25 protein-coding genes and 2 pseudogenes are annotated in these 25787 nt (G+C 58.5%); 10 read left to right on the forward strand and 17 right to left on the reverse strand.

Annotation, left to right across the window (positions count from 1 at the left end; genetic code table 11):
• Positions 1-3 precede the first annotated feature (3 nt).
• Complete coding sequence (locus tag P9255_RS12980) at positions 4-1332, reverse strand: aspartate aminotransferase family protein (protein WP_309789727.1); 1329 nt, start codon at positions 1330-1332, stop codon at positions 4-6.
• Between the two features lie 113 nt (positions 1333-1445).
• Here P9255_RS12980 and P9255_RS12985 point away from each other — a divergent pair, with 113 nt between their 5' ends.
• Positions 1446-2867 carry a PLP-dependent aminotransferase family protein gene (locus P9255_RS12985; RefSeq protein WP_309789728.1) on the forward strand — a complete coding sequence of 474 codons (1422 nt, stop codon included), beginning with the start codon at positions 1446-1448 and terminating at the stop codon, positions 2865-2867.
• 50 nt (positions 2868-2917) lie between these two features.
• Here the strand turns inward: P9255_RS12985 and P9255_RS12990 are convergent, their stop codons facing one another.
• From P9255_RS12990 to P9255_RS13025, 8 genes are all read right to left on the reverse strand, one after another.
• Positions 2918-3679, reverse strand: a complete 762-nt coding sequence (locus P9255_RS12990; RefSeq protein ID WP_309789730.1) for a GntR family transcriptional regulator — start codon at positions 3677-3679, stop codon at positions 2918-2920.
• Between the two features lie 14 nt (positions 3680-3693).
• Positions 3694-4725: a proline racemase family protein gene (locus tag P9255_RS12995; RefSeq protein ID WP_309789731.1), complete on the reverse strand. Its 1032-nt coding sequence runs from the start codon at positions 4723-4725 to the stop codon at positions 3694-3696.
• A gap of 12 nt (positions 4726-4737) precedes the next feature.
• Entirely contained in the window at positions 4738-6219 is a 1482-nt protein-coding gene (locus P9255_RS13000; protein WP_309789732.1) for an aldehyde dehydrogenase family protein, read from the reverse strand.
• A gap of 119 nt (positions 6220-6338) precedes the next feature.
• Positions 6339-7382 carry a 4-hydroxyproline epimerase gene (locus P9255_RS13005; RefSeq protein ID WP_309789733.1) on the reverse strand — a complete coding sequence of 348 codons (1044 nt, stop codon included), beginning with the start codon at positions 7380-7382 and terminating at the stop codon, positions 6339-6341.
• Positions 7383-7584: 202 nt separating this feature from the next.
• Positions 7585-8250 (reverse strand): amino acid ABC transporter permease, encoded by a 666-nt coding sequence (locus P9255_RS13010; RefSeq protein WP_309789734.1) that lies wholly within the window; start codon positions 8248-8250, stop codon positions 7585-7587.
• A 10-nt stretch (positions 8251-8260) separates the two neighbouring features.
• Positions 8261-8932: an amino acid ABC transporter permease gene (locus P9255_RS13015; protein ID WP_309789735.1), complete on the reverse strand. Its 672-nt coding sequence runs from the start codon at positions 8930-8932 to the stop codon at positions 8261-8263.
• Between the two features lie 8 nt (positions 8933-8940).
• Positions 8941-9774: an amino acid ABC transporter ATP-binding protein gene (locus tag P9255_RS13020; RefSeq protein ID WP_309789736.1), complete on the reverse strand. Its 834-nt coding sequence runs from the start codon at positions 9772-9774 to the stop codon at positions 8941-8943.
• A 247-nt stretch (positions 9775-10021) separates the two neighbouring features.
• On the reverse strand, positions 10022-10852 hold the full coding sequence (locus tag P9255_RS13025) for a transporter substrate-binding domain-containing protein (RefSeq protein WP_309789737.1): 831 nt from the start codon (positions 10850-10852) through the stop codon (positions 10022-10024).
• Between the two features lie 350 nt (positions 10853-11202).
• Here P9255_RS13025 and P9255_RS13030 point away from each other — a divergent pair, with 350 nt between their 5' ends.
• On the forward strand, positions 11203-12495 hold the full coding sequence (locus P9255_RS13030; protein ID WP_309789793.1) for a D-amino acid dehydrogenase: 1293 nt from the start codon (positions 11203-11205) through the stop codon (positions 12493-12495).
• Positions 12496-12592: 97 nt separating this feature from the next.
• The gene (gene alr, locus P9255_RS13035) at positions 12593-13663 is read left to right on the forward strand and encodes an alanine racemase (protein ID WP_309789738.1); all 1071 of its coding nucleotides are present in this window, start codon (positions 12593-12595) and stop codon (positions 13661-13663) included.
• A gap of 500 nt (positions 13664-14163) precedes the next feature.
• Here the strand turns inward: alr and P9255_RS13040 are convergent, their stop codons facing one another.
• Positions 14164-14664 (reverse strand): Lrp/AsnC family transcriptional regulator, encoded by a 501-nt coding sequence (locus P9255_RS13040; protein ID WP_309789739.1) that lies wholly within the window; start codon positions 14662-14664, stop codon positions 14164-14166.
• 162 nt (positions 14665-14826) lie between these two features.
• Here P9255_RS13040 and P9255_RS13045 point away from each other — a divergent pair, with 162 nt between their 5' ends.
• The 3 genes from P9255_RS13045 (at position 14827) to P9255_RS13055 (ending at position 18523) form a co-directional block, all read left to right on the forward strand.
• Positions 14827-15963 carry a branched-chain amino acid ABC transporter substrate-binding protein gene (locus P9255_RS13045; RefSeq protein WP_309789740.1) on the forward strand — a complete coding sequence of 379 codons (1137 nt, stop codon included), beginning with the start codon at positions 14827-14829 and terminating at the stop codon, positions 15961-15963.
• Between the two features lie 126 nt (positions 15964-16089).
• A complete protein-coding gene (locus P9255_RS13050) occupies positions 16090-17319 on the forward strand; it encodes a diaminopropionate ammonia-lyase (RefSeq protein ID WP_309789741.1) in 1230 nt (409 codons plus the stop codon).
• 40 nt (positions 17320-17359) lie between these two features.
• Entirely contained in the window at positions 17360-18523 is a 1164-nt protein-coding gene (locus P9255_RS13055) for a M20 aminoacylase family protein (RefSeq protein WP_309789742.1), read from the forward strand.
• On the opposite strand, the pseudogene P9255_RS13060 reads toward P9255_RS13055, so the two are convergent.
• Together P9255_RS13060 and P9255_RS13065 are read right to left on the reverse strand one after the other, a co-directional pair.
• Positions 18442-18627: pseudogene (locus P9255_RS13060) on the reverse strand (hypothetical protein); the annotation flags it as partial. The gene P9255_RS13055 and the pseudogene P9255_RS13060 sit on opposite strands and share 82 nt — an antisense overlap.
• Positions 18628-18685: 58 nt before the next feature.
• Positions 18686-18916: an SET domain-containing protein-lysine N-methyltransferase gene (locus P9255_RS13065; protein WP_309789743.1), complete on the reverse strand. Its 231-nt coding sequence runs from the start codon at positions 18914-18916 to the stop codon at positions 18686-18688.
• Between the two features lie 201 nt (positions 18917-19117).
• Here P9255_RS13065 and P9255_RS13070 point away from each other — a divergent pair, with 201 nt between their 5' ends.
• The gene (locus P9255_RS13070; protein ID WP_309789795.1) at positions 19118-19312 is read left to right on the forward strand and encodes a hypothetical protein; all 195 of its coding nucleotides are present in this window, start codon (positions 19118-19120) and stop codon (positions 19310-19312) included.
• On the opposite strand, the pseudogene P9255_RS13075 reads toward P9255_RS13070, so the two are convergent.
• The 3 genes and pseudogenes from P9255_RS13075 to tnpB (P9255_RS13085) all read right to left on the reverse strand — a co-directional run bounded on the left by P9255_RS13075 (position 19238) and on the right by tnpB (P9255_RS13085) (position 21650).
• Positions 19238-19515: pseudogene (locus P9255_RS13075) on the reverse strand (HU family DNA-binding protein). The gene P9255_RS13070 and the pseudogene P9255_RS13075 sit on opposite strands and share 75 nt — an antisense overlap.
• A 171-nt stretch (positions 19516-19686) precedes the next feature.
• Complete coding sequence (tnpC, locus tag P9255_RS13080) at positions 19687-21261, reverse strand: IS66 family transposase (protein WP_309789744.1); 1575 nt, start codon at positions 21259-21261, stop codon at positions 19687-19689.
• 65 nt (positions 21262-21326) lie between these two features.
• Positions 21327-21650, reverse strand: a complete 324-nt coding sequence (gene tnpB, locus P9255_RS13085) for an IS66 family insertion sequence element accessory protein TnpB (RefSeq protein ID WP_309789745.1) — start codon at positions 21648-21650, stop codon at positions 21327-21329.
• Between tnpB (P9255_RS13085) and tnpA (P9255_RS13090) the strand changes: the two genes are divergently transcribed.
• The 3 genes from tnpA (P9255_RS13090) to tnpC (P9255_RS13100) are packed head-to-tail and all read left to right on the forward strand — an operon-like array spanning position 21640 to position 24017.
• Complete coding sequence (tnpA, locus tag P9255_RS13090) at positions 21640-22059, forward strand: IS66-like element accessory protein TnpA (RefSeq protein ID WP_309789746.1); 420 nt, start codon at positions 21640-21642, stop codon at positions 22057-22059. The two genes, tnpB (P9255_RS13085) and tnpA (P9255_RS13090), sit on opposite strands and share 11 nt — an antisense overlap.
• Positions 22056-22400: an IS66 family insertion sequence element accessory protein TnpB gene (gene tnpB / locus P9255_RS13095; RefSeq protein ID WP_014194162.1), complete on the forward strand. Its 345-nt coding sequence runs from the start codon at positions 22056-22058 to the stop codon at positions 22398-22400. Before tnpA (P9255_RS13090) ends, tnpB (P9255_RS13095) begins: the two co-directional genes overlap by 4 nt.
• 30 nt (positions 22401-22430) lie before the next feature.
• Positions 22431-24017 (forward strand): IS66 family transposase, encoded by a 1587-nt coding sequence (gene tnpC, locus P9255_RS13100; protein WP_309789747.1) that lies wholly within the window; start codon positions 22431-22433, stop codon positions 24015-24017.
• 187 nt (positions 24018-24204) lie between these two features.
• Here the strand turns inward: tnpC (P9255_RS13100) and tnpA (P9255_RS13105) are convergent, their stop codons facing one another.
• On the reverse strand, positions 24205-24591 hold the full coding sequence (gene tnpA / locus P9255_RS13105) for an IS66-like element accessory protein TnpA (RefSeq protein WP_309789748.1): 387 nt from the start codon (positions 24589-24591) through the stop codon (positions 24205-24207).
• A gap of 266 nt (positions 24592-24857) precedes the next feature.
• Positions 24858-25598 carry a hypothetical protein gene (locus tag P9255_RS13110; RefSeq protein WP_309789749.1) on the reverse strand — a complete coding sequence of 247 codons (741 nt, stop codon included), beginning with the start codon at positions 25596-25598 and terminating at the stop codon, positions 24858-24860.
• Positions 25599-25787: the final 189 nt, after the last annotated feature.

Raw genomic sequence — 25787 nt, forward strand, 5'->3', positions numbered from 1 at the left:
AGCTCAGGCTACGTCACGCAGAGCGTTGCGTACGGTCGAAAAAACCTGGTCGATCTGCTTCTCATCGATGATCAGCGGCGGCGAAAATGCCAAGATGTCGCCCGTGTAACGCACCAGCACCCCCGCGTCGAAGCATTTGAGGAAGACCTCATAGGCCCGCGCTCCCGGTGCACCCGGGCGCGACTCCAGTTCAATCCCCGCAACGAGGCCGAGGTTGCGAATGTCCTTGACGTGCGGCGCGCCCTTGACTTCGTGCGCCGCATCTTCAAACACGCCGGAGAGTTCCTTGGCTCGCTCAAAGAGGCGATCGCGCTTGTAGATGTCCAGCGTCGCAACCGCCGCAGCGGCCGCTGCCGGGTGCGCGGTGTACGTGTAGCCGTGAAAGAACTCGATCGCGTTCTCGGCGCCCGCGTTCACGACCGTGTCGTGCACAACGCGGCTTGCCGCCACTGCGCCCATCGGGATCGCCGCATTGTTGATGGCCTTGGCCATCGTGATGATGTCCGGCTTGACGTTGAAGTATTCGCTCGCCGTGGGAGCACCGAGGCGGCCGAATGCGGTAATCACTTCGTCGAAGATCAGCAGAATGCCGTGTTTGGTGCAGATTTCGCGGAGCCGGTCGAGATAGCCCTTCGGCGGGACCAGTACGCCGGTGGAACCAGCGAGCGGCTCGACGATAACTGCGGCAATCGTCGAGGCGTCATGCAACGCAATGATGCGCTCGAGGTCGTCAGCGAGGTGCGCGCCCCAAGTCGGTTGGCCTCGTGTAAAAGCCGCCTCAGCGATATTCAGCGTATGCGGGAGATGATCCACGTGCGGCATCAGGTTGCCGGAGAAGGTCTTACGATTGGCCAATATGCCACCGACCGAAATGCCGCCAAAGCCAACGCCATGGTAGCCCCGCTCCCGCCCGATAAAACGTGTGCGTTGCCCTTCGCCCCGAGCGCGATGATAGGCCAGTGCCATCTTCAGTGCCGTGTCGACCGATTCCGAGCCCGAGTTGGTGAAGAAGATTCGGTCGAGACCCGCCGGCATGAAGTCGGCGACTTTAGCCGCCGCTTCGAATGCTAGTGGGTGTCCCATCTGGAACGTCGGGGCGTAGTCCATCGTGTCGAGCTGTTCGCTAACGGCCTGTGTAATCTCCGTGCGTCCGTGACCAGCATTCACGCACCAAAGTCCCGCCGTTGCATCCAACACCTGACGGCCGTCCACCGTCGTGTAGTGCATGCCTTTCGCCGCCTTGAAAAGTCGCGGAGCAGCCTTGAATTGGCGGTTCGCGGTGAAGGGCATCCAGAACTTCGTCAGGTCGAGATTCGGTTGGTTTGTGGTCATTGCGGCGCTCCGTGAATGTGCGTCAACTCTATCGAGTTGGCGCGATACAATCACTGGACAGCGGCAAACGAGCAGTCAGACCGTATTGATTTTCTCCCTCGAACTGTATTGAAATGTTCTCGTTGAAGCTGTCGCGTTCTCGCAAAAACGAAGGCACGCTTGTCGACCAAATCGTGGCTTCCATTGAGCAGGAGTTGCGGCACGGGACTTTTCCGGCCGGCACGGCACTGCCGTCGGTCCGCGCCTTGGCCAAGAGCCACAACCTGAGCACCTACACCGTCTCAGAGGCCTATCAGAGGCTCGTCTCACTCGGCTTGCTTAGCGCTCGCGCGGGCGCTGGGTATCGCGTTGCAACGCCTGCCGCAAAGGCCCCCGAACCGTCTGCATGGAGCACTCCGAGTCTTAACAAGGCCTGGTTGCTATCGGACGTTTTTGCAGTCAAGACGGTACCCATCAAGGCAGGTTGCGGATGGATACCCAACGACTGGATCAATGAAACCGGCGTGCAACACGCCTTACGTGTGGTGAGCCGCGTGCCTGCCTCGCGCATCGGCGGATATGGCCACCCATACGGACTGTCAACCCTGCGTGAGTACATCGCGAATTCGCTGAGAAGGTACTCGATGTCGGTTGGTAGCGACGATGTCCTGCTGACCCAGGGCGTCACACAAGCGCTGGACCTCATCGTTCGTACGCTGCTTAAGCCCGGGGACACCGTCCTCGTTGAAGACCCGTGTTACTGCAATCTGCTTGAGATTCTGAAAGTCGCCTTTGTCAACGTCGTCAGTGTCCCTCGGACGCCGGACGGCATCGACAGCGCGCAGCTTGAAGAAATTGTGAAAAATCACAAGCCCAAGGCGATGTTCATCAACACGGTGCTGCAGAACCCGTCTGGCACTTCGTTGAGTGCTTCATCGGCTTTTCGTCTGTTGCAGATTGCCGACCGCGAGGGTATCTGGGTGGTGGAGGACGACATTTCACGCGAACTCGCGCCCGTCGGTGCCCCATGCCTTGCCGCGATGGAGGGCTTGCAGCGCGTCGTCTACGTGTCTGGCTTCTCGAAAACCATCACGCCGGCGATGCGCGTCGGCTATATCGCAGCAGGCCGCGAGTTACTTTCTCGACTAGCGTTGACGAAGATGGCCGTCGGGCTCACGTCGTCGGAGGTCACCGAGCGTGCAGTGGCGAATGTCCTCATTGAAGGACACTACGATCGACACACCGCTCATATACGGGAGCGGCTCTTCAATGCCCATGGGCGAGTCACGCAATCGATGCGCGATGCAGGGGTGGAGGTGTTCCATACCCCGAATGCAGGTCTATTTCTGTGGGCTAAATTGCCGATTGCCCCTGAAGACAGTATCTCGGTGGCAAACGAAGCCCTTCGCAGAGGAATCTGGTTGGCTCCCGGATCATACTTTCGCCCCGGCGAGCACACATCCGAGTGGTTCCGCTTCAACGCAGCCACTTCTGACGCACCGGAGCTCTGGGCATTCTTAAGGAGCCTACAAGAAGGTGCTTATCGTCGGCTCTAGAGCATGAAATGCTGCTCGAGGTGAAGCGCTTGTTGGCTTGCTTCGGGGCATCAAAGTATGGCCATCGATTCCGTCGAGTTTTGACGCATGTAATCGAGAAAACGCTTCTGGAACAGCATCGTGTGTTCGTGAGCCAGCTTTTCGGCGAGGTCAGCGTCCATCCGCTCGATAACCTCGATAAGCTCAGCATGGTCTCGACCAAGCTTCGTTGCCTTGGGCGACGTGACCGTATAGTCGAAGTGCAGGTGCAGAAGTCGCTGCCCCTCGCCCAGCAGACGTTCGTAGTAGCCGACGAAGTACGGGTTGTTCGCGGCGCGAGCGATGGCCATATGGAAGGCCTTGTTGGTTTCAGACATCGCCTGGAAGTCGCCACTCTCGACCGCTTGCATATACTCCTCATCTGCCTCACGGATGCGTTTGAGGTCCGCTGCAGTCCTGTTTTGCGCTGCCAAGCGCGTGACCGCCCGCTGTATCAGGTCTAGCGCCGAGATGTATTTAGGAAATTCTTCAATTTCAAACGGCGTGACGAGGGTGGTACGGTTTGGCAGGATCGTCACGAGCCCTTCGCTGATAAGCCGAGCGAGCGCATCCCGTACCGGCGACCGAGATAGTCCAAATTGCGCCGCCAGAGAGACCTCGTCAAGCGGTGCTCCAGGCTTCAGTTGCAACGTTAGAATTTGCTTACGCAGTTCTTCGTAGATGTATCGTCCGCCGTGTCGACGAACGGTCGCTTCCGTCTCTGTTCCCTTGCTCATTGCTGAACCGCCGTAGTCGTTCGCCCGGAACGACGGGCGCGCATTCAAGTTTATCATTGCGCGGTGTCCGCCTAGGCCGTTGGGAAACCCGATCCCCATGTGTCGCTCAGCATGAATCCAGCGGCTAGAGGATCGTCTGGGTCGACGCCGAGCTGCTGGATGCCGTAGATCCACGCCCGGCCTCGAACGCGAGGCAGGACGGCCGGCTTGCCCCCAACCTCGGTCGTTCCTCGCATCTCCACAATAAACTCACCACCGATGGTCGAGCGAGACGTCAAGCGGCTGCCTACGTCGACCAGTCCACGAGCGGACAGCGTGGCCAGGTTCGCAGAACTGCCGGTGCCGCACGGTGACCTATCGACCCGCCCGGGGGGCAACGTCGTGCACGTCTGGTAAAGCGCTTCGCTTACCCGGTTGCGGAACATGACATAGGCGACTTCGTTGATCTCCGGGAAAAGCGGATGCTCGATCCCAATTTGGTTGTTGATGACGTTCTTGAATGCAACCCCAAGCTCGGCGAGCTGTCGTGCGTTCTCCGGCGCAATGCGCAACCCAATCTGGTCAACGTCAATCAGCGCGTAGTACACGCCGCCGAATGCAATGTCGGCCCTGATTTTGCCGAACTGGCTGGTCTCGAAGACAAAGTCCAGTTGCTCGACGAACGACGGCACCATGTCAAGCGATACGCCCGTGCAGCGACCGCCGCTACAGGCTGCGTGAGCTCGCACCAATCCGGCAGGGGTATCCAAAAGGACCGTTGTTTCTGGCTCTTGCATCTCCACCATGCCAAGCTCAAGCAGCGCCGTCACAACGCAGATGGCGTTGCTTCCAGACATTGGATGTGCTTTATCTGCCTGGAGCACGATGAAGCCCGCATGAGCCTCCGGGAGCGTCGGCGGCAACAACAGATTCACGGACATCTGAAGCGAGCCCCTTGGCTCAAGAACGACGAGCTTGCGCAAGCTGTCGTTGACTTCATTGATGTAGTTCATCTTTTCGAGCATCGTGGCACCGGGGATCCCGATGACTCCGCCAGTAATGACCTTACCCACTTCACCTTCGCAATGAACGTCGACGATTTGCAGTGTCTTCTTCCAGCGCATGATTGACAGACCTTATTTGATGTACCAGCCCCACGGCTTATCACTGTCGTATCGCGTGATTTGCTTGGTCTCCAAGTAATTGTTCAAGCCCCACTCGCCAAGCTCGCGGCCGATTCCGCTCTGTTTGTAACCGCCCCACGGAGCCTCCGTGAAGGTCGGCTGGCTGCAATTGACCCATACAATACCTGCGCGCAGTGCACGTGCCACGCGATCGCACCGCGCGTTGTCGCGCGACATCACTGCCGCGCCGAGACCAAACCGGGTGTCATTCGCCTCACGTACGGCTTCCGCTTCATCATCAAACGGACGAATGCAGACAACCGGCCCAAATATTTCTTCGTTCCAGATCCAGCTGTCCAGTGGCACATCCGCAAATACAACCGGCTCCATGAAATAACCTTTGTCGAGATGCGCAGGTCTGCTGCCGCCGACGAGCAGTCGTGCGCCCTCCGTGGCGCCTCGCTTGACCGCCTCATGGACTTTCTGAAAGTGGCCCTTGCTAATAAGGGGCCCAAGAAGAACGCCTTCTTGCAAGCCGTTGCCGATGGTGAGTTTCTGGGTTTGCTCTTTCAAACGCTCAAGCACCTGCTCATAAATCTTGCGCTGCACGAGCACCCGCGAAGTCGCAGAGCAAACCTCGCCTTGGTTCCAAAAGATACCGAACATGATCCATTCAACGGCGGCGTCAACGTCGCTGTCGTCGAAGACGATAAACGGAGATTTGCCACCCAGCTCGAGGCTAACATTCTTGATATCGCGAGCGGCGGCTTGCATGATGCGACTGCCCGTCGGTACGCTGCCAGTAAAGGCAAGCTTGTCCACCAACGGATGCTCGGCGAGCGGAGCGCCGGCGTCTTTACCCAAGCCTGTCAGCACATTCAATGCGCCAGCGGGCAGCTCGGCTGCCGCCGCGATGTCAGCTAGCTCCAGCGCGCTCAGCGGTGTAAGCTCTGACGGTTTGAGGACCATCGTGCAGCCGGCTGCCAGTGCGGGCGCGACTTTCCATGCTGCCATGAGCAGAGGGAAGTTCCACGGGATAATGGCGCCCGCAACGCCGACAGGTTCTTTACGCGCGATCGAGCTGAAGCGGTCATCTGGCAGGTTGACCGGCGCCTCAGCGCTTTCGTCGAGCTGTTCTGCGAGGCTTGCGTAGAACTCGAAACAGCCCGCGGCATCGCCCACATCCCAGAGCGCCTCGGGAAGCGGTTTGCCGTTGTCCCGCACCTCGATTTCCGCGAGTTCTTGCAGGCGCTCGCGTATGCCCTTGCCAATCCGACGGAGGACCGCGGCGCGCTCGGCCCCACTCATTCGCGGCCAAGGGCCTTCATCGAACGCCTTGCGCGCGGCTTTCACGGCGAGATCAACATCCTCAGCGGTCGCGGCCGCGACATCGGCGATGACTTGCTCGCTGCTTGGATCAATAGTCTCGAACGTGCCACTCTTAGCCGGGACTACCCAACGGCCATCGATGAAAAGTCGCGCGTAGGTTTTCATAGTTCAACCTGCAGTGTCGGTTTAGGTGTTAAACAAATTGCACTGACGCCAGACGGTAACTTCTGTGAACGGGTGCCCTTCGTAGCTATCAGCCTGTTCAGGAAAAGTAAGGCGTGCCTTCATCCGAACGACCTTGGCGACTCCACTGAGCCCGTGTGCTCCTGCAAGCTGAAGCCGTAGGCGTATGGCTGCGAGTCGTCAACGTAATGGTCAGCTCGCCCGGTGATCCAGGCGCGTCCCTCAACGCTCGGAAGGACCGCATCTAAACCGCTTTCAAGTGTCGTGACCGCTTCAACCCGACCGATGAAACAGCTTCCAATCAAACTTTGATGCCGAAATGGTTGCGCGATGCCAAGCAGGCCGCGTGCGTACCGTTGCGCAACGCGGGCGGAGGTGCCGGTTCCGCAGGGCGACCGGTCGATGAGGCTGTCGCCGGCGATGACCACCGCCCGTGCGTCGGCATCTTCCGAGATCGGAGCGCCTGTCCACATTGTGTGCTTGACGCCGCGAACACTTGGATGGTCCGGATGAACCACGTTGACGGTACCGTTCACGGCCGCTTGCATCTGTCGTCCCCAGTCGAGTAATTGCTCAGGGGAGAAGTGGTGGCAGCCGGGGAAGTTTTCCTGCATCTCGACAATCGGATAGAAGTTCCCGCCGTAGGCGATATCCACGGCCAACTTACCGAAGTATGGATGCTGGACCTCCAGATCGCGATGAAGGAGAAAGCTCGGTACATTCGTGAAACGCACAGAACTCACGCGGCCGCCATCCATCTTATATGTCGATGTTAGTGTGCCCGCGGGAACGTCCACAACCACAGTGCCAGGCGACTTCGGACGGATCAGTCCTGCTTCAAGCGCAAACGAGATGGACCCGATGGACGCATGTCCGCACATTGGCAAGCAACCCGATGTCTCGATGAAGATGAGCGCCATATCGGCTTCTTCAGATAGCGGCGGATACAGGATTGTCCCGGACATGTGAGCGTGCCCGCGGGGCTCAAGCATCAACGCACGACGCATCCAATCGTGAGACTCGATGAAAGATAGGCGGCGCTGCTCCATCGTGGCGCCTGAAAGCTCAGGTGCACCGTCAAGCACCATGCGCACGGGCATGCCTTCCGTATGACCCTCGATGCTTTTGAACCTATGGACGGCCATCAAAGAATCCTCAACATGAGCCGGTCAGATGCGTCCACCGGCGTCGTTGTTACGGTCAGTGGCTTCCTAGACTGCCTGGAGTCAGCCTCGCCCTTTTCCGTGAAAGCTGCGGTGTGGGAGCCCGCCAGTTCGCAGCCGTAGTCAACGCCCCCAGAACGCACGTCCCCCTGGGGTCGTGGCCATCAGGCATGCCAGTCCGGTGTTAGTAAGCAAAGCGCCTGAGGAATCGCGATTCGACCACCCCTACGAGCCGAGTGAGCGGGAAAGCGACGACAAAGTAGATAATCGCAACCGTTGTCAGAAACTCGACTGGCTTGGCCGTACTGTTCGATATGTTCTGCCCCACAAACATGAGGTCAGCGACGCCGACCGAAGAGATGAGCGCGCTTTCCTTAAACAGGCTGACGACGTTCGAAAGCAGTGGCGGTATCGCGCGCAGTAGCGCCTGGGGGAAGATCACATGGAGAATCTTCGCCTGCGGCGTAAGGCTCAGCGCGATGCAGGCGTCATGCTGCTCGCTGGAGATCGAATTCAATGCGCCGCGAAACGTCTCGCTGGTGATGGCAGTCATATACAGCGTCAGCGAAATTAACACCGACACATAGGGCGGGATGTTGATCCGGAATATAACCGGGAAGCAAAAGAAAACCCAGAACAACTGGATGAGCAGCGGCGTACCTCGGAAGAACTCTACGTACAGCGTTGTTGCGGCCTTCATCAGTCGATTGGGCGACATGCGAAGCAGGCTCAATACAAAACCGGCAAGGCTCCCGATGACCGCACAGCTACTTGTGAACGCAAGCGTGAGCGCCAGTCCCTTGAGAAGCACGAACCAGTACGGCAGAACAGCTGAAAAGTCGAGATTCATGGCATTCTCCTCAACGCTTGACAGCAAGGTCCTGACGCCGCTCGATCACATGAACAAGCTTCGCAATCGGCAAAGACAATGCAAAGTAGATGAGCGCGACAACAGTGTAGGTTTCGAGTGGCCGATAGGCTTGGGTCGCCAGACTTTTGCCGACATACATCAGGTCAGCAACGGCGACGATGGCAACTAGCGCACTCTGCTGCAGGCTTCCAATGCCGTTGGTCATGAGCACCGGCATTGCACTGCGCAAAGCCTGGGGTAACACGACATAGATGGTGCGTTGCCACGGCTTCAGGCCCAATGCGACGGATGCGTCGAGGTGCTCCTTGGGGACCGCCTGGACACCTGCTCGGTAGGCTTCAGCGTTGAAAGCGGTCAGGTTAAGACCCAGTGCAAGCACACCCATCAGGATGGGATCGATAAAGACATCGACCATCATCGGAATGCAGTAGAAGAACCATACGATTTGCAAGAGCGCAGGCGTGCAGCGGAAGAACTCAATGAAGAGCTGTGCCGGCCAACGTACGACGCCCCATCGGCTCATCGCCATCAAGCAGAGTACAAAGCCGAGCACGAGACCCATAATGTTCGAGGCGAGCGCAAGCTCGATGGTGACCCTCAAACCATCCAGCAGCGCGCCAAAGCTGCCTTCGAGAAAACCGAAGTCGAAGTGGTAGTTCATAACTCCCCTCAGTCAAGATGCAACACTTTCTCAAGGAATTCGCGAGTGCGAGCCTCCTTGGGACACTTGAACATTTCGGCTGGAGCGCCCTGCTCGACGATTTTTCCGCTTGCGCAAAAGACCACGCGCGTTGCAATGTCTCGCGCAAAGTGCATATCGTGCGTCACGATGATCATAGCCATCTTTTGCTCGGCTAATTGAAGCATCACGTTTTGCACCTCGATGACCATCTCAGGATCGAGGGCTGACGTAACCTCGTCGAACAACATCAGTTTCGGCTCCAGCATGAGGGCGCGCGCAATGGCAACGCGCTGCTTCTGCCCACCGGAGAGTTGACTCGGGTACGCGTGAAGTTTGCTTTCGAGGCCAAGCCGTGCCAGATACTTGCGCGCGCGCTCGGTTGCCTCTGCTTTCGACAAGCCGCTGACCTTCGTTGGGGCGAGGATAAGGTTGCCCAAGACGGACAGGTGCGGAAACAGCGTGTAATGTTGAAACACCATGCCGACTTGCTTCTGCAGCTGCGTGTCGATGCGCTTTGACTTACCCGCGTCCGCGCCGTATATGTAGGGCTTGCCTTGAAAACCGATCTGACCGCTCTGTACGCCTTCTAGCCCCATCATTACTCGAAGCAGCGAGCTCTTACCGCTACCGCTTGGTCCGATGATGACCAGCCGGTCGTCGGCGCGCATATCGAGGTTCATTCGGTCCATGACAACGAGATTCGGTCCATAGCTCTTGTAGACGTCCCGAAACTGCACAAAATCGCCGAATGTTGTCTCGGCGGACCGGAGCGTGGCGGGAGGGGCGTCATGTTGACCAATGAAGGGTTGAGAAGAAAGCATGGACTGTCTCCAGCTATCGCGCTCGCAAGAGCGTGGTGTGGGATTCGAAGAACTGCGGCTGTCGATGTTGACCAGCCGCGGTATCTTTTCGTACTTGGCTTAACAAGTCGTAGATGGCCTACGCACGGCCGGCATTGCGCGCATCAAGTGCGCTGCGCTGTCTGTCAAGAGCGATCACATTGGCCATAGGCGCGGATGCAGTCTGGACGCAGAACCGACACTTCGCATCACTTTTGCGTGGTCGGCATCACTTGTTTGTTGCAAGCATTGCTTGAACGGACGTCTTGATCAGGCGTGTCACGGAGCCCGACTTGACTTGTTCGTCCACGTATTTGTTCAGGAGAGCGATGTCTGCAGGCGGTGTGTCCTTCCTGAGACCGAAAGCAACCTCCTGCTGAGCCAGCGGCGGCGTCGGCTGAATGGTCGCGGCCCATTCCGGGTGCGCCTCGGTTAGAAGCATGTTCGTGATATTAGCGTCCGCGAGCAGATCTGCGCGCTTGGACATGAGCGACAAGCGCGTCTCATCGTTGCCAGGCAAACGCATGATAGTCGCCTGTTTGAAAGCCGCAGAGATTGCCTTGTCCTGAGCGGTCCCTGACATGACTGCGACCGTCACGCCAGGCTTGTCGATGTCAGCAATCGATTTGGCGCCCTTCGGAACCTTCGGATTGTTTTTGTTGTAGACGAAGGAAACGTTGTAATCGGTAGCCGGCGCCGAGAAAGCAACGGCTTTCTCACGTTCCGGTGTCTGATTCAACGCCATCGACAAGTCCCACTTGTCGGACTGCAATCCGGCCACGATGTTGTCCCACGTGGTATCCACGAACTCGACTTTCACCTTGAGCACGTTTTGGCCGAAGGTGCGGCAGAGCTCCGAAAAGAACCCACTATAGTCGCCGGTCTTGGGATCACGCATGACGTAAGGGGGCGCCACTGCCGCGCCGCAACGCAAGACACCCGCCTTCTTCACGCTTTGCCACGCGCTTGCATCATCGGCACGAGCCGGGGCGCTGACTGCAACGAGACTAGTTACCGCCAAGCACGTCAGAGCGCGCCGAGTAATGCCCATGAAAGCCATGATCCCTCCGGGAGTATTGATAAGTCAGTCAACTCAACGTTCTTCGCACATCGCTGCGTATCTGTTTGTGTGCATCCTTGTACACAGTCTAAGGATCCAGAATTTATGCTGTCAACTAAGCAATTGTCCCTACCCGCGAATGCAGTGGCCGCTTCAATTCACTCTTCTATAAGCGTGGCGAGGTCTGCGCCGTTCTTGTCACGCAGCGCTCCTGAGAAAACAGTGTTTTCGACTGCGGAAGCGCATTCGAATAGTTTTTTAACCTAGCAAAGAGACCGTAACATGCGCACGGATACTGCATGCATACATGTGTGCAAATCATTCCGGTGTGCGATTTTGGAGCGGATGCCATGCGTGTCGTTGTGTTGGGCAGTGGAGTTGTCGGGGTGACCAGCGCCTTCTTCCTTGCGAAGGCCGGACATGAAGTTACGGTAATTGACCGGGAACAAGGGCCTGCCTTGGAGACGAGTTTCGCGAATGCGGGGCAAATCTCGCCGGGCTACGCCGCTCCGTGGGCAGCTCCGGGGGTGCCGCTGAAGGCAGTGAAGTGGATGTTTCAGAAGCACGCGCCCCTTGCCATTCGTCCAGACGACGCTGACAAGCAGTTTCAGTTGCAGTGGATGTGGCAGATGCTGCAGAACTGCACTGCCGAGCGTTACGCCATTAACAAAGCCCGGATGGTGCGCCTTGCTGAGTACAGTCGCGACTGCCTGCAAGCGTTGAGGGCGCAGACCGGCATTCGGTACGAGGGGCGCACCGGCGGCACGCTCCAGGTATTCCGCACGCAACGGCAGTTCGATGGCGCGGCAAAGGACATCGCCGTGCTCGAAGACGCGAATGTCGCGTATGAGTTGTTGAGTGCCGCTGAGCTGGCGCATGCCGAGCCGGCACTGGCTGCCTCGTCGCATAAGCTGACAGGCGGTCTGCGATTGCCCGGTGACGAGACCGGTGACTGCCAGTTGTTCACCACCCGCCTAGCTGCGCTCGCTGAGCAGGCAGGCGTGAAGTTTCGCTACAACACGCAGGCCGACGGCCTTGTAGCGGAGGGCGGCAAGGTCGTCGGCGTCAGGCATGGGGCGAAACTGATCCATGCAGACGTGTTCGTTGTCGCCTTTGGCTCATATTCGAGAAACTTCCTGTCAGGCCTCGTCAAGATCCCGGTATATCCCCTAAAAGGTTATTCAATCACCGCGCCTATCGTAGACGAGGCGCGTGCGCCGGTGTCAACTGTACTGGACGAAACGTACAAGATCGCTATCACCCGCTTTGACAAACGTATCCGCGTAGGGGGCATGGCCGAGATCGTTGGCTTCGACAAGCAGCTTCGTGAGGCCCGTCGGGAGACGCTAGAAATGTGCGTGAATGACCTGTTTCCGGGCGGCGGAGACATCTCGAGCGCAACCTTCTGGACCGGCTTGCGTCCGATGACACCCGATGGAACGCCGATCGTCGGTCACACTGCGGTGCCCAACCTTTATCTTAATACGGGCCATGGCACCCTGGGCTGGACCATGTCTTGCGGCTCGGCGCAGCTCCTTGCAGACCTCATCTCCGGGCGCAAGCCTGCTATTGAGCACAATGACCTTAACGTATTTCGGTATGCGAAGGAAACGGAGATTCCGGAGGCCTTCGCGCTCAGCTAATGGTTGACCCTCATGCCGGATACCCGGCGAGACTGACGTTAAAACCATACGCGACGCCACGGTCCGTCGTTGCAATTTTCTTTTCGAAATCGAATCCATGCCGCGTCCCATCAAAGCGTACATCCATCCCGACGCTGTAAGACATAACCTGCAGGTAGCACGGGAAAAGGCTTCTCAATCTCGCGTCTGGGCTGTCGTGAAGGCAAACGCTTATGGGCACGGAATCGAGCGTATCTATCCCGCGCTCGAAGCTGCCGACGGCATCGCCCTACTCGACTTGGACGAAGCGGTCCGTGTTCGAGAATTGGGTTGGAAAAAGCCTGTGCTGCTCCTTGAAGGCATCTTCACGGAGGGTGACGTCAAACTGGCCGACCAATATGGCCTGACGGTCGCGGTACATTGTGACGAGCAGCTCCATCAAATCACCGCCGCCCGCCCCAAGCAACCAATTGACATCTACCTCAAGATGAACTCGGGGATGAACCGCCTTGGGTTCGCGCCTGAGAACTACCGGGCGAGTTGGGAGCGTGCAGCCGCCTCGTCCGGTATCGGCGGAATTGCGCTAATGAGCCATTTCGCCAGCGCTGACGAGGGCAGCGTTGACTGGCAGCTTGAACGATTCGACGAGGCAACCTGCGGTATTCCAGGTGACCGTAGTCTCTCAAACTCGGCAGCTACATTGTGGCATCCGCGAGCACATCGCAATTGGGTCCGCCCCGGAATCTTACTCTACGGCGGCTCTCCTTCTGGACGAGCCAGCGACATTGCTGACGTTCCGCTGCGGGCGTCAATGACACTTTGCAGCGAAATTATCGGCATTCAAAACGTCCGCGCGGGCGAGACGGTTGGGTATGCTCGCAGTTATCGGGCCAATGCCGACATGCGCATCGGCGTTGTTGCGTGTGGCTATGCTGACGGATATCCGCGTCATGCGTTCACCGGAACACCGGTCTGTGTAGACGGTGTCATCACGCGCACGGTCGGCCGTGTTTCGATGGATATGCTCACCGTGGACCTCGCACCATGCCCCAGTGCAGGCATTGGCTCAGAAGTTGAGCTGTGGGGTGAGCAGATTAAAATCGACGACGTGGCCTCCTCGTCCGGCACGATCGGTTACGAGTTGATGTGCGCGTTAGCGCGCCGAGTCCCTGTAACAGTGAGCCAGTGAACTATCTGCCGACAGTCGCAGATAGCAGCAGCTTGCAAACCGGATACTCACTTCTTGAGAGTGAAGCTCACGCGAGCAGCGCGCCGCACGAGCCGTCCTGCTACGCGAGATCGATGTCGTACGCAGTCCCGAGCCTTTCATGCTGGCTTCGTCGCGACAGGTTGGTGTTTGCATGCCTGCCCGTATCAATCGATTAGGATCGAGCGCCGGAATGTAGGCGCAGCCGCCAAAAGTCGGTGTTCATGGGGCGACGCCGAGGCAGGCCTGGCGAACGGAGCGAAGCCTTCGCAGCGACGTGTTAGAGACTGCAAAAGCCCGGCGCGGCAAGGGCAGGACTCGCACCTCAGATAATCGCGAATTATCGCCGTTTCGCCATTGCTGCCGCGCGCTATCGGCTAGCGAGTAATTGCCCTCGCAGGTGGGCAAGCTCTCGCAATCCCTGCCATGGGCGTTCGCCTCCTCAAAGATGCGCCTGACCTTTTCAATCCATCTTTGGCCCGTCAAGCGACCGGGACATGAAGCGTTGTTTTTACCCGCTCCATCGCGACAAACGTTCGAAAGCTTCGGACGTTACCTTCGGCAAAGAACAGCGATCTCGTCAGGGCCGTGTATTCGGCCATGTCCCGAGTGCAAAAGATCAGGATGAAATCAACGTCGCCGGTTACGTAGTAACACTGCTGGACTTGCTCACAGGCGTCGAACCGGGCCTTCATTGCGTCGAGCAGTTCTATCGCCTCACTTTCCGCCGAAACATGGGTGATTATCGTTACTCGGGAGCCGAGCGCGTCCGGGTTCAGTACGCTGCGGTCCGCAGCGATCACGCCGACACTTCGGAGCTTCTGCAGCCTCCGCGCCACGGAAGGCACCGACAGGTTGACCGCCAGCCCGATCTCGCGATGAGGCGTCTGATTGTTCCGCTGCACGATTGCCAGGATCTGGAGATCGAAAGCGTCCAATTCGACATTCTGAAGCGTTCTCGATGGGCGGAATTTTGTCGCCATGAAAAATTTTATCGGATAAGAGCTGGAAAAGAATAAATATTAAACCACGTCTCGCAATAAAATTTCCACATTAAGCGCTACAACGCCACCGGCGCCGGACGACGACCAGGCGACGAATTTTCGGCGACCCCACCTGACCGCTTCGCATCCCTACGGAAAATCATGTACACCAAACATCTTTCGCACTCGCTGATGGCGATCGCAATTGGCGCATTCGCCTCGGCAGCGTTGGCCGATGTCACGGTCAAGATCGGCCAGGTTTCGCCTCTAACTGGCGAACTCGCGCACATCGGAAAGGACGACGAGAATGGGGTGCGGCTCGCCATCGAGGATTTGAATAGCAAGAAGATGAGTATTGGCGGCCAGCTCGTGACCTTCGAGCTGGACTCTCAAGATGATGCCGCCGACCCGAAGACCGCAGTGACGGTCGCCCAAAAGCTCATCGACGATCATGTCTCTGGCGTCGTAGGGCACGCCAACTCGGGCACGTCGATTCCCGCTTCCAGAATCTATGCAGGCGCCGGCATTCCAATGATTACCGAATCTGCCACGAATCCTTTACTGACCCAGCAAGGGCTGAAATCGGTTTTCCGGATGGTTGCGAACGACGTTCGTCAGGGGTCGGTCATCGGGACCTACCTCGTTCGAGACCTCAAAGCGCCTAAAGTTGCGATCGTCGATGACCGTACGGCGTATGGGCAAGGTTTGGCCGACGAGATCGAAAAGGCAGTGAAGTCCGCGAACGGTACCGTAGTCGCCCGAGAGTTCGGCACCGATAAGACAACCAACTGGATGGCCGTTCTCACGACCATCAAGAATCATAGACCTGATGCCATCGCTTTCACAGGGGGCGATACGCAAGCCGCTGCCTTCGTTCAACAGATGCACCGCCTCGGGATGAAGGTCAGATTCATCGCTGGGGACGAAGCCTGCACACCGCAGTTCATTACACTCGGCGGCGCCTCGATGAACGGCGACATGTACTGCACCCTGGCAGGTGTGCCGCCTTCACAAATGCCGCAAGGCCCGGCGTTCTTCAAGCGGTTTGAACAGAGGTTCAAATCACCGGTGCAACTTTACGCACCCTACGCCTACGACGCGGTGATGACCATGGTCGCAGCCATGCAAGCCGCCAACTCTACAGACCCGAAGATCTACCTATCGAAATTGCAATCCGTTAAGGTCGACGGTGTTACCGGCCCCATCGAGTTCGACAAAGCCGGCGACATTCGCAATGGCGCAATTACCGTTCGGCAGTTTGGCAACAATGTCTGGAACGACAAGTCGGTAGTCCGTTGAAGGTAGGTACGCCGCGAAAGATGGCGTGCGCGCCAAAGGGCTAGAGGCGAGAAATTTTCTCGTCTCGGCTGTTTCGGCCACCCTATGAAACGAGGCACTTCGAGCGCCTACAGGAGATTTTCCACAATGCTGACTGCAAACTCTCGCACTACCCACTCGCCCTACCCCAACGAACTTCGGAGCGTCTTGAACATTCGATCGGCAGACGAAAGCGGCGCCTGGCTATCGAACTGGAATCAAATCTCTTCCTCAGCGACGCCCTTGTGGGACCTACCGGACGCAGCGCTAGCGCTGGGCCTCGCGCGTGTAAGCCTCAAGGATGAAGGATTTCGCTCACCGCTAGGCAGCTTCAAAGCGTTGGGCGCGCCCATCGCCCTCGTGCGGCTGATTCTCCGGCATTGGCACACGCACGACCTGAATCCGGCCGGCGTGCTGCGGGGGCAATATGCCGAAATGCTCGCGAACCTGACGGTGATTAGCGCCACTGACGGTAATCACGGAAAAGCATTGGCGGCTGCCGCGCGAGACATCGGTTGTCAGTGTGTCATCGTCCTTCATGCCAACGTCAGCGTCGAGCGTGAAGAGGCCATCGCGTTCTACGGTGCGAGAATCATTCGCATCGCCGGAAGCTATGACGAGTCCGTGGAATATGCGGCTAACCTGGCAGCGGAGAATGGCTGGCATGTCGTCTCGGACACATCGTACGAAGGCTACGAAGCGATTCCTCGCGACGTCATGCAAGGATATGGCGTGATCGCCGCTGAAGCAATAACTCAGCTCAACAGTCTCGCCCCCTCGCAACCCGTCACGCACGTGTTTCTACAAGGGGGCGTCGGCGGTCTCGCGGCAGGCGTCGCAAGTTATCTTTGGGAACATGCAGGCGCGCAGCGGCCGCGGTTCATTGTCGTTGAACCTCAGCAGGCGGACTGCCTCTACCAGAGCGCGATCGTCGGCCACGCAACTAGAGCGACCGGTTCCGTCGATTCCGTCATGGCCGGCCTCGCGTGTGGCGAGACATCTCCGCTCGCCTGGAAAATTCTCGAACGGTGTGTGGACCATTTCATGACCATTACCGACGATGACGCCATCTCAGCAATGCGTTCGCTCGCAAAAGGCACGGATCGTGACGCACCTCTTGTTGTGGGTGAGTCAGGAGCTGCTGGCTTTGCGGGTCTTAGCGTGCTGATGCAGAACCCGGTTCTCGCCCGGCAAGTTGGGCTTGGTCCTGAGTCGCATGTATTGGTCATCAACACTGAAGGTGCAACCGCGCCGGGCGTGTATAAAGAGCTCGTCGGGGAATCGGCGGAGGCTGTACTCGTGCGTCAGAGCGAGTGGCAAAAGTCGCTTGAGCACTGATCTAACTGTGAACCGCCGACTCGACGTCAAGGATCTAACCATGGAAATGTCGCTGCAGGAAAGCCTCAAGGACTGGCGCCACCAACTCCACAAATATCCCGAAACCGGCTTCGAAGAGGCTCGGACATCGGACTACGTGGCGAACATTCTGAAGACCCTTGGCCTCGAGGTCCATCGCAACATAGGCGGAACCGGCATGGTTGCCAACCTGAAGGTCGGCAGTGGGACGCGCGCAATCGGTCTACGCGCCGAAATGGATGCGCTGAACATCACGGAACATGCGCCCGGCCGACCTCACGCATCGTGCATTCCGGGAAAGATGCACGCATGCGGTCACGACGGCCATATGGCAATGATTCTAGGTGCTGCTCGACTTCTCGCCGAGCGAAGGGACTTCGATGGTACGGTCCGCTTTATATTCCAGCCGGCAGAAGAACACGGACGCGGGGCGAAAGCAATGATGCTGGACGGCTTGTTCGAGCGATTTCCCGTTGACGCGATCTTTGGGGCACACAACATGCCGGGCATGCCGGCAGGCAGCTTCGCAACGCGCCCAGATGGCATCATGGCCAGCGAAGACAATTTTCTCATTCACATTAAGGCAAAAGGGACGCACGCGGCACGCCCTCATATGGGCGTCGATCCTATCGTAATCGCCTCGCAGATCGTGCTCGCCTTGCAAACCATCATCTCGCGTAATCTGGACCCAAGCCTTTCCGCTGTCATCTCATGTACCGAGATACTCACGGACGGGCTTCGGAATGTCATTCCGTCGAACGTCATCATCAAGGGCGACACCCGCAGTTACGCGCCGGAAGTGCAGAAGCTATTGAACACGCGGATGAGAGAAGTCAGCGAGGGCATCTGCCGCACGCATGGAGTCGAATGCGACTTCGAGTACACGCATGAGTTCGTCCCGACAGTCAACACGCCAGAGTTCGTTCATATCGCGGTGACGGCGGCATCGAATGTCGCGGGCGCGGAGAACGTGGATGCCAACGTTCAGCCGATGATGATATCGGAGGATTTCGGCGCATTTCTGCAGGCCGTTCCGGGCAATTTCATTTTCGTAGGCAACGGAACCGACGAAGCCGAAGGGGGAATTCCGCTACATAACGCAAGCTACGACTTCAACGACGAGATTTTGTCGGTCGGCTCGCGATATTTCGCCGAAATCGCCCGACTGCTACTTCCCGTCCAATGACCCATGGCAGCTGACACGAAGCCCTTCCCGCGCGCCCGATATGCTTCTTTTCGATAGTCCATGAACAGCTCTTCGCCTGGTTCGATGTCACGCAGTGCGTGTAAATAGACGCGACTGCCCCGCTGCTCCGTCTCGCAGTTCGGCGCGCAGACTGTGGTTCACCTAGCGCGCTGGGTTTCCGCCTTGCCCGCCGTCGATCACGCGTCCATCGTCTAGATCGAAGAAGAAGGTGTGGCCTGCCTCAGCGGCCGAGCGCTCGTACTGACGCTGCGCTTCCGTCCAGCTCAGGACCTTGCCTTTGTACTCGAATAGCACGTCACCGGCGTTGATGCGCGTGAGCGCGAACACGCCCCGGCCGTGAATCGGCGATAAACGGACAGCGGTGCGGCGCATGGGCATTGAGTGTGTAGAAGCGATAAAATTGATTCGCGGTCAGGCCCGCGGCGTTGGACAATCGCTCAACGCTGTACTGCGAGACGCCTATGCTCCGATCGGCTGCCAGCCCTATCAAGCGCAAACCGCCTCGCGGGGCCGCTGGCCCGCTACCGGGACAGGATCGTCGAGGTGCTGGGCGAAGCTCGCGGGCAGCGTGTCATGATCCGCACCGTCCATACGGACGGTGCCGAGCGGCGCACGGCCGTGAAGCTCATCAATTCACTGCCGCTGGACAACAAGCTTTTCTTACGGGCGCAGGCGTCGCTCGCCGAGCTTGCGTCACGCACCGTTGACCGCGTCCTTGAATGCTTTACCGGCCGTGAATTTCACGGTTTTCGCGGCGGCGATATGTAAGTCTCGCCGGTTTTGGGATTGCGTCCGGTACGCGCGGCGCGCTCGCCGGTGGTGAAACTGCCGAATCCGATCAATTGCACAGAGTTTCCCTGAGCCACCTCGCGGGCGACGGCGTTGAGCACGGCGTTGATCATCTCTTCGGCGGCACTCTTGCTGGTGCCTGCCTCGGAGGCGACCGCGTCAATCAGTTCCTGCTTGTTCATTCGTCTGTCCTTTATCGAATGAACGCCATCTTACCGAACGCCAAAGCAAGCGACATCTCCCCCTTAACCGACGTCAGACGCAAAACAGCAACGAAGGGTGCTTTGTTATGGTCAAACGCCGGAACCCGGGTAAGGTAAGCGGCCAGGGAACCCGTCTTGACGAACGATGGATTACTCGACAGGCGCGAGAGGCTGCCAGTTATGCGGCAGCAATGTTGCGATGTCGCTTGCTTTGTGGGCCGGCAGGCGGGTCAGGATGTGCTTGAGATATGCATGGGGTTCGTGCCCGTTGAGTTGCGCCGATCGGATGAGGCTCATGATCGCAGCGGCGCGTTGGCCAGCGCGCAGCGACCCTGCGAACAACCAGTTGGACCTGCCGATGGCCCATGGACGTATCTGATTTTCGACCCAATTGTTGTCGATTGGTACATGCCCGTCTTCGAGATAACGCGTCAGCGCTTGCCAGCGCTTCAGGCTGTAATCCAAAGCCTTAGCAATGGCGGAGCCGTCGGAAACGAGTTTGCGCTGCTTAACCAACCACTCGTAAAGCGCGTCGCTTACTGGCTTGGCCCGGCTCTGTCGAAGCCGGTGGCGGGCATCGGCATCGAGATTCGCGGCATCCCGCTCGATGGCATAAAGCTCAGTGAAGAATGGTAGCGCTTGCCCAGCGAGCTGGCTGCTGTGATTGGCGTGCAGCTCGAAGAATTTGCGCCTCGCGTGAGCTGCGCAGCCAATCTCGGTGACGCCCTGAAGGAAGGAGGCCTTGTAACCGCCGTAGTCGTCACATACCAGCTTGCCGTGCCAGCCGGTCAAGAAGGTGCGGGCATGCTCGCCGGCTCGGCTGCCGGCGAAGTCGTACACCACCGCGCGAAGGTTGCTGAACTGCGTAGGCGTATACGCCCACAGATAAGCCCGATGCGTCTTCCCCTTACCGGGGCTGAGCATTTGCACCGGGGTCTCGTCCGCGTGCAACACGCCTTCCTTCAAGATCTCTCGATGGAGGGCATCGACCAATGGCTGCAACTGCGCGCCGCAGGTGCCCACCCACGCGCCTAGCGTAGATCTCGGTATCGCCAGGCCCGCACGCGCAAAGATCTGCGCCTGGCGATATAGGGGCAGGTGATCTGCGAATTTGTTGACGAGGACCGATGCCAGAAGTCCGGTGGTTGGGATGCCCTTATCGATGACGTGCGAGGGTACGGGTGCCTGGATGAGCGTCTCACAGTTACGACATACCCACTTACCGCGAACGTGCCGCTCCATCGTAAACACGCCCGGTGCGTAATCCAACTTCTCGCTAATGTCTTCGCCGATACGAACACGTTCGCATCCGCACTGGCACACCGTGTTGTCCGGTTCATGACGGACGTTGACACGCGGCAACTGCGGCGGCAAGGGTGCGCGTTTTGGCTGCTCGTGTCGGCGCTTGCGTGCAGGCTCGAGCTCTTCGAGCTCTATCTCGATGGCGGCCAAGTCGCCATCAATCGCCTCGTCAAGCAGGCTCATTTGCTCGTTGTTGAACTGCTCGCTGCGACGGCCAAACTGCTGGCGCCTGAGCACGGAGATCTCGTGAGTCAGTTTGTCGATGCAGGTTTGCCGGTAATGCAGCTCCCGTTCCAACGCATCGACTTCTCTGCGTTTCTCCGTCACCTCTTGGTCCTTCGCGCGGACCTCAGCGAGCAGTTGCGTTGCAAGGGCACGCAACTGCTCTGGACTGAGGTCGTCGAGATCGGCCGGCGGGTTCATGCAGACCAGTCTGCCAGAACCCCGCACGCGCGAGAAGGAGAACTGTATACGTCACCGCCGACGCGTCAGATGATGCGGATCACGCCATCCTGGCCGATGCGTTGCCACGGCAGCCCCAGCACCAAGCCCGCCAATTGTTCGTGCGTGAGCACCTGCTGCTTGGGTTCGCTGCTAGCGTGGGGCCAGACGAACTGCCCCTGATTCAGCCGCCGCGCTGCCAACCAGATGCCGATTCCGTCGTGGACCAGGACCTTGAGTCGGTTGGCGCGGCGGTTGGTGAACAGATAAGCGTGGTGCGGATGCGCGGTATGCGTCTCACGTCGGCCGTTCTGCGGGCACCAGTGAACGGGGGTAATTTGGTTCCCGCCAAATGTTTTAATGGGAACCAAAGTGGCCGAGATTGTGGATAGCAAATGCGAGGCACCGGGCAAGCGCCCCAACTTTGCGCGCGAATTCAAACGACAACTGGTCGAACAGACGTTCGAGCCCGGGGCGTCTGTATCGCTGGTCGCGCGTCGCAATGACATAAACACCAACTTGCTGTTCAGATGGCGTCGCCAGTATCTTCAGGGTGCGTTTGGGGCGCCGCGTCCGGGACCCGCCAGACAGGAACCCGATGGTGACGTTGCATCGTTACTTCCAGTCAGCATTGTCCCGGAAGCCGAGGCCTCGATGCCGGTCCGCGAAGCCATGTCGGAGGACGCCTGCGAGATCGAATTCGACCGTGCACGCTTGCGCATTCGCGGTAGCGTGTCGCCGGATATGCTGCGGCTGCTGATTCGGGAGCTGTCCCGATGATCGGCTTGCCGCCTGGCACTCGCATCTGGATCGCCGCAGGCGTCACCGACATGCGTAGTGGTTTCCCGGCTCTTGCCGCGAAGGTGCAATCGGCACTCGAAGAGAATCCGCTCGGCGGCGACGTGTTCATTTTTCGGGGACGTCGCGGCGATCTCGTAAAAATTCTATGGGCAACAGATGACGGACTATGGCTTCTCGCGAAGCGGCTTTCGCATGGGCGGTTTATTTGGCCCCAGGCGGATGGCGGCAAGATCTTTCTGACGTCGGCGCAGCTGTCGATGTTGCTGGAAGGCATCGATTGGCGACAGCCCCGTCGCACGGCCGCCTTGTCCATGTTGTAAACCGCATCGAAGGCTCGTAAACTGCGGTGCATGCCCGATCATGCTCCGCTTCCGGACACCATTGCCGAGCTCCACGCCCTGGTGCTCGAGCAGCAGGCATCGATGGCAAAGATGCGCCAGGAGATCGCCGAACGCGACCGGAAGATTGTTGAACGGGACCAGGAGCTCGAGCGCCTGAAGGCGCAGATCGACAAGCTCAGGCGCATGCACTTCGGTCGCAAGTCCGAACAACTCGACCGGCAGATCGATCGGCTCGAAACCCAACTCGAGGATCTGGCAGCGGGCAGCGGCGTCGCCGATGTTCGCCGTGCGCGCGCTCGTGCATCGAGCTCGGGCGTATCTGCAGCATCCCCAAAGGAAGCCTTGGCGCCTCATCTGCCACGCGAAGAGCACGAGCTCGAGCCAGATTCCATCTGCCCGAAGTGCAACAACGCCATGGAGATGCTCGGCGAGGATGTGTCTGAGCAACTCGAGCGCGTCACGGCGATGTTCAAGGTCATCCGCACTATCCGTCGCAAGCGGATCTGCACCGGTTGCGGCCATATCGCGCAACCTCCCATGCCGGGGCTGCCGATCGAGCGCAGCATCGCGCATCCGAGCTTGCTGGCCGAGATCATCGTTGCCAAGTATGCAAATCACACGCCGCTCTATCGGCAATCCGAGATCGCAGCGCGCGACGGCGTACGTCTCGATCGGGCCACCATGGCCCGCTGGGTCGGGCAATGCGAAGAACTCTGTCGGCTGCTGACTGAAGCCCTGCGTCGCTACACAATGGCGACTGCCAAGCTCCACGCGGACGACACGCCGATCCCGGTGCTCGCGCCTGGGAACAAAAAGACCAAGACCGGTCGATTGTGGGTCTACGTGCGCGATGATCGCCGCTCAGGTTCGAACGAGCCTGCTTCTGTCTGGTTCGCTTACTCGCCGGACCGCAAGGGCATTCACCCCCAGATCCATCTCGCCGGATTCAAAGGCATCCTTCAGGCGGACGGCTATGCCGGCTTCAACGAGTTGAACGAAGGCGGCAAAGTTCGTCTGGCATTTTGCTGGGATCATGCGCGCCGATACGTATTCAACGTGCATGAGACAGCCCCGTCGGACACCACGAAGCAATGGCTCGACATGATTGGCGAGTTTTATGGAATCGAGGCTGATATCCGCGGCAAACCGCCGGATGAGCGGCGACGCGTCAGGCAAGAAAAGACCAATCCATTGCTCGCGGCCCTCGAGACGTCAATGAGGGAGAAACTAGCGACTCTTTGGCCGAAGGCACCGCTGGTCGAAGCGATCAACTACTCTTTGAACCGCTGGGACGGGCTCACACTATTCTGCGATGACGGCCGCGTGGAGATCAGCAACGTGCTCGCCGAAAATGCTTTGCGCTGCGTGGCCCTCGGCCGGCGCAATTTCATGTTCGCTGGCTCCGACAGCGGTGGCGAGCGAGCCGCCGCAATGTATAGCTTGATCGGCTCGTGCAAGTTGAATGGCATCAACCCGCGCGCCTACCTGGAATACGTCCTTACGCACATTGCCGATCACCAGGCCAACCGCATCGACGAACTGTTGCCCTGGAACGTCGCGAAGCACCTGCTCCCATCTGCACCTTCATCCGGTTGATCCCTTCTGCCTGCGGCAGGCTTAGCCTGCCGCATTCTCCGACGCTTGTCCAAAGAATTCTCAACGGCCCTCGCGCGACGCATACGATGCGCGGCGCCGAAGACCTTCACCACGCGCCCCAACGCCGTGTCGAAGCCGGCCCGCATGTCCAGCGGATCAACTGCTAGCCAGATCGCGTCGACACGAATCACCGCAGCCACTCGCGCAGCCATGTCGCGCATTGCGCGGCTTCGGAGACCGGCCAACTCACCGTTATGGACTGATTGCCGCGGCGAACTTCGACCCGGATCTCCGTCGAAGCTACCTGCTTTGCCCCCACGGCAACCGGAACGAACGCTGGTAGTGGTGTCGATTGAGCTTCTACCGGGCGTTCAGACAACCGCTTCGGAAGTCTGCCTTCTGCCTGGTCAAGCCAGCGGCGCAGTAGGTTCGCGTTGAGCCGATGTTCCAGCGCGACCGCCGACACCAACACGCCGGTACCCTGGCAAGCGGCAACAACGCGTGCCTTAAAGTCTTCGGTGTAGCGCCGACGACGGCGACGGGTCGGCAACGCCTCTTCTTCGATAGTGTTCACGTGTCCGCTTATTCGCTTTAGTGGACACGATACTCCCAAGCGCTTCAACCACAATCAAGGTGAGTTGGCCAGCCGCTTACAGTTGTCGGCGCGACGAGCATAAAAGGGAAGGGAGATTGCCCTGGATCGAACCTTCGCGCTCGCCAAGTTAGGCAACGGCTTTCAAGCTGCAAATCGACGACCGCGATCTGCGAGCGATGCCTGTTACACACCGACGTCTGCGTTATGTGTCATTCGCCGGCTTTTCGTCTACGGAGTGATACTACCTATCGCCACGTTAGAATCTTATAGCTGAAAGTTACTTCGGGATGAACATATGTGACACCGTTTTCTTCGTGCTGCACACTTTCTATCTTCATAACGCACAGGGCTCCTACAAAATTCATCATCACAACGCTTTGTCCTACAACTGGTGTAACCGTCCGCCCCGGCCCGAGAAATTTCTCAACCGTGCTTGGATCGAAGTCGGAAGCGGTGACAAGCCCGACAGCTTTAAGACCGCTATCGATGTAGACATAGACGCTGTTTGAGCGGTGACCGCTAAAGTTCACCTTGAACTCATATTGCCCATGGCCGAGTTTGTAGTATGGGTGGTCCTTATGGCGAAACGTGACCCGATCCTTCAGGGCAGGATTTGCGTAATTCGCTGGATCGCGAATCGCATCTATTCGCTCAATCCGCGCTAGACGGTCAAGAAGCACTTCCGGCGCGAGTGCGTGCGCTTTATCCGCCGGCAACCCCTCCACCCATCGCCAAAGATCGTCCATTTGTTCGATCCCAGGGAAATCGTTCCTTGCTGGACTTGCATTGAAATCGAACCCCTTCGGGTTCTGAACTGCTAACCACGCTGGCAACCTGCGTCGAGGGTTACTCACGAAAAGAACTGAAAGCCAAGAGACCGGTTTGTTTTGGAAGACACCCTTGATCCACTGGTTCTCAATTCCCACTCCGGATCTTGGGAGGTCGTCCGCGCGCTTAACGTAATTTTCATCGACGATCATTAGCACACGATCAGCCTCCGTCGTGCTAGTAGTAGCTCGGTCTCACCCTCCGATCTGAACCGCGATGGACCGGCACATCGGACGCACTTAATGCTCGGCCGAAAGTGTGATTCAGCTCGCGCTTATGCTCAAATCGATCTGCCGCTTTGGCAAGGCGCAGCGGCATCATATGGGAAACGCATGGCGCGACGCCTG

It is taken from the genome of Caballeronia sp. LZ019 (assembly GCF_031450825.1).
GTDB lineage: Bacteria > Pseudomonadota > Gammaproteobacteria > Burkholderiales > Burkholderiaceae > Caballeronia.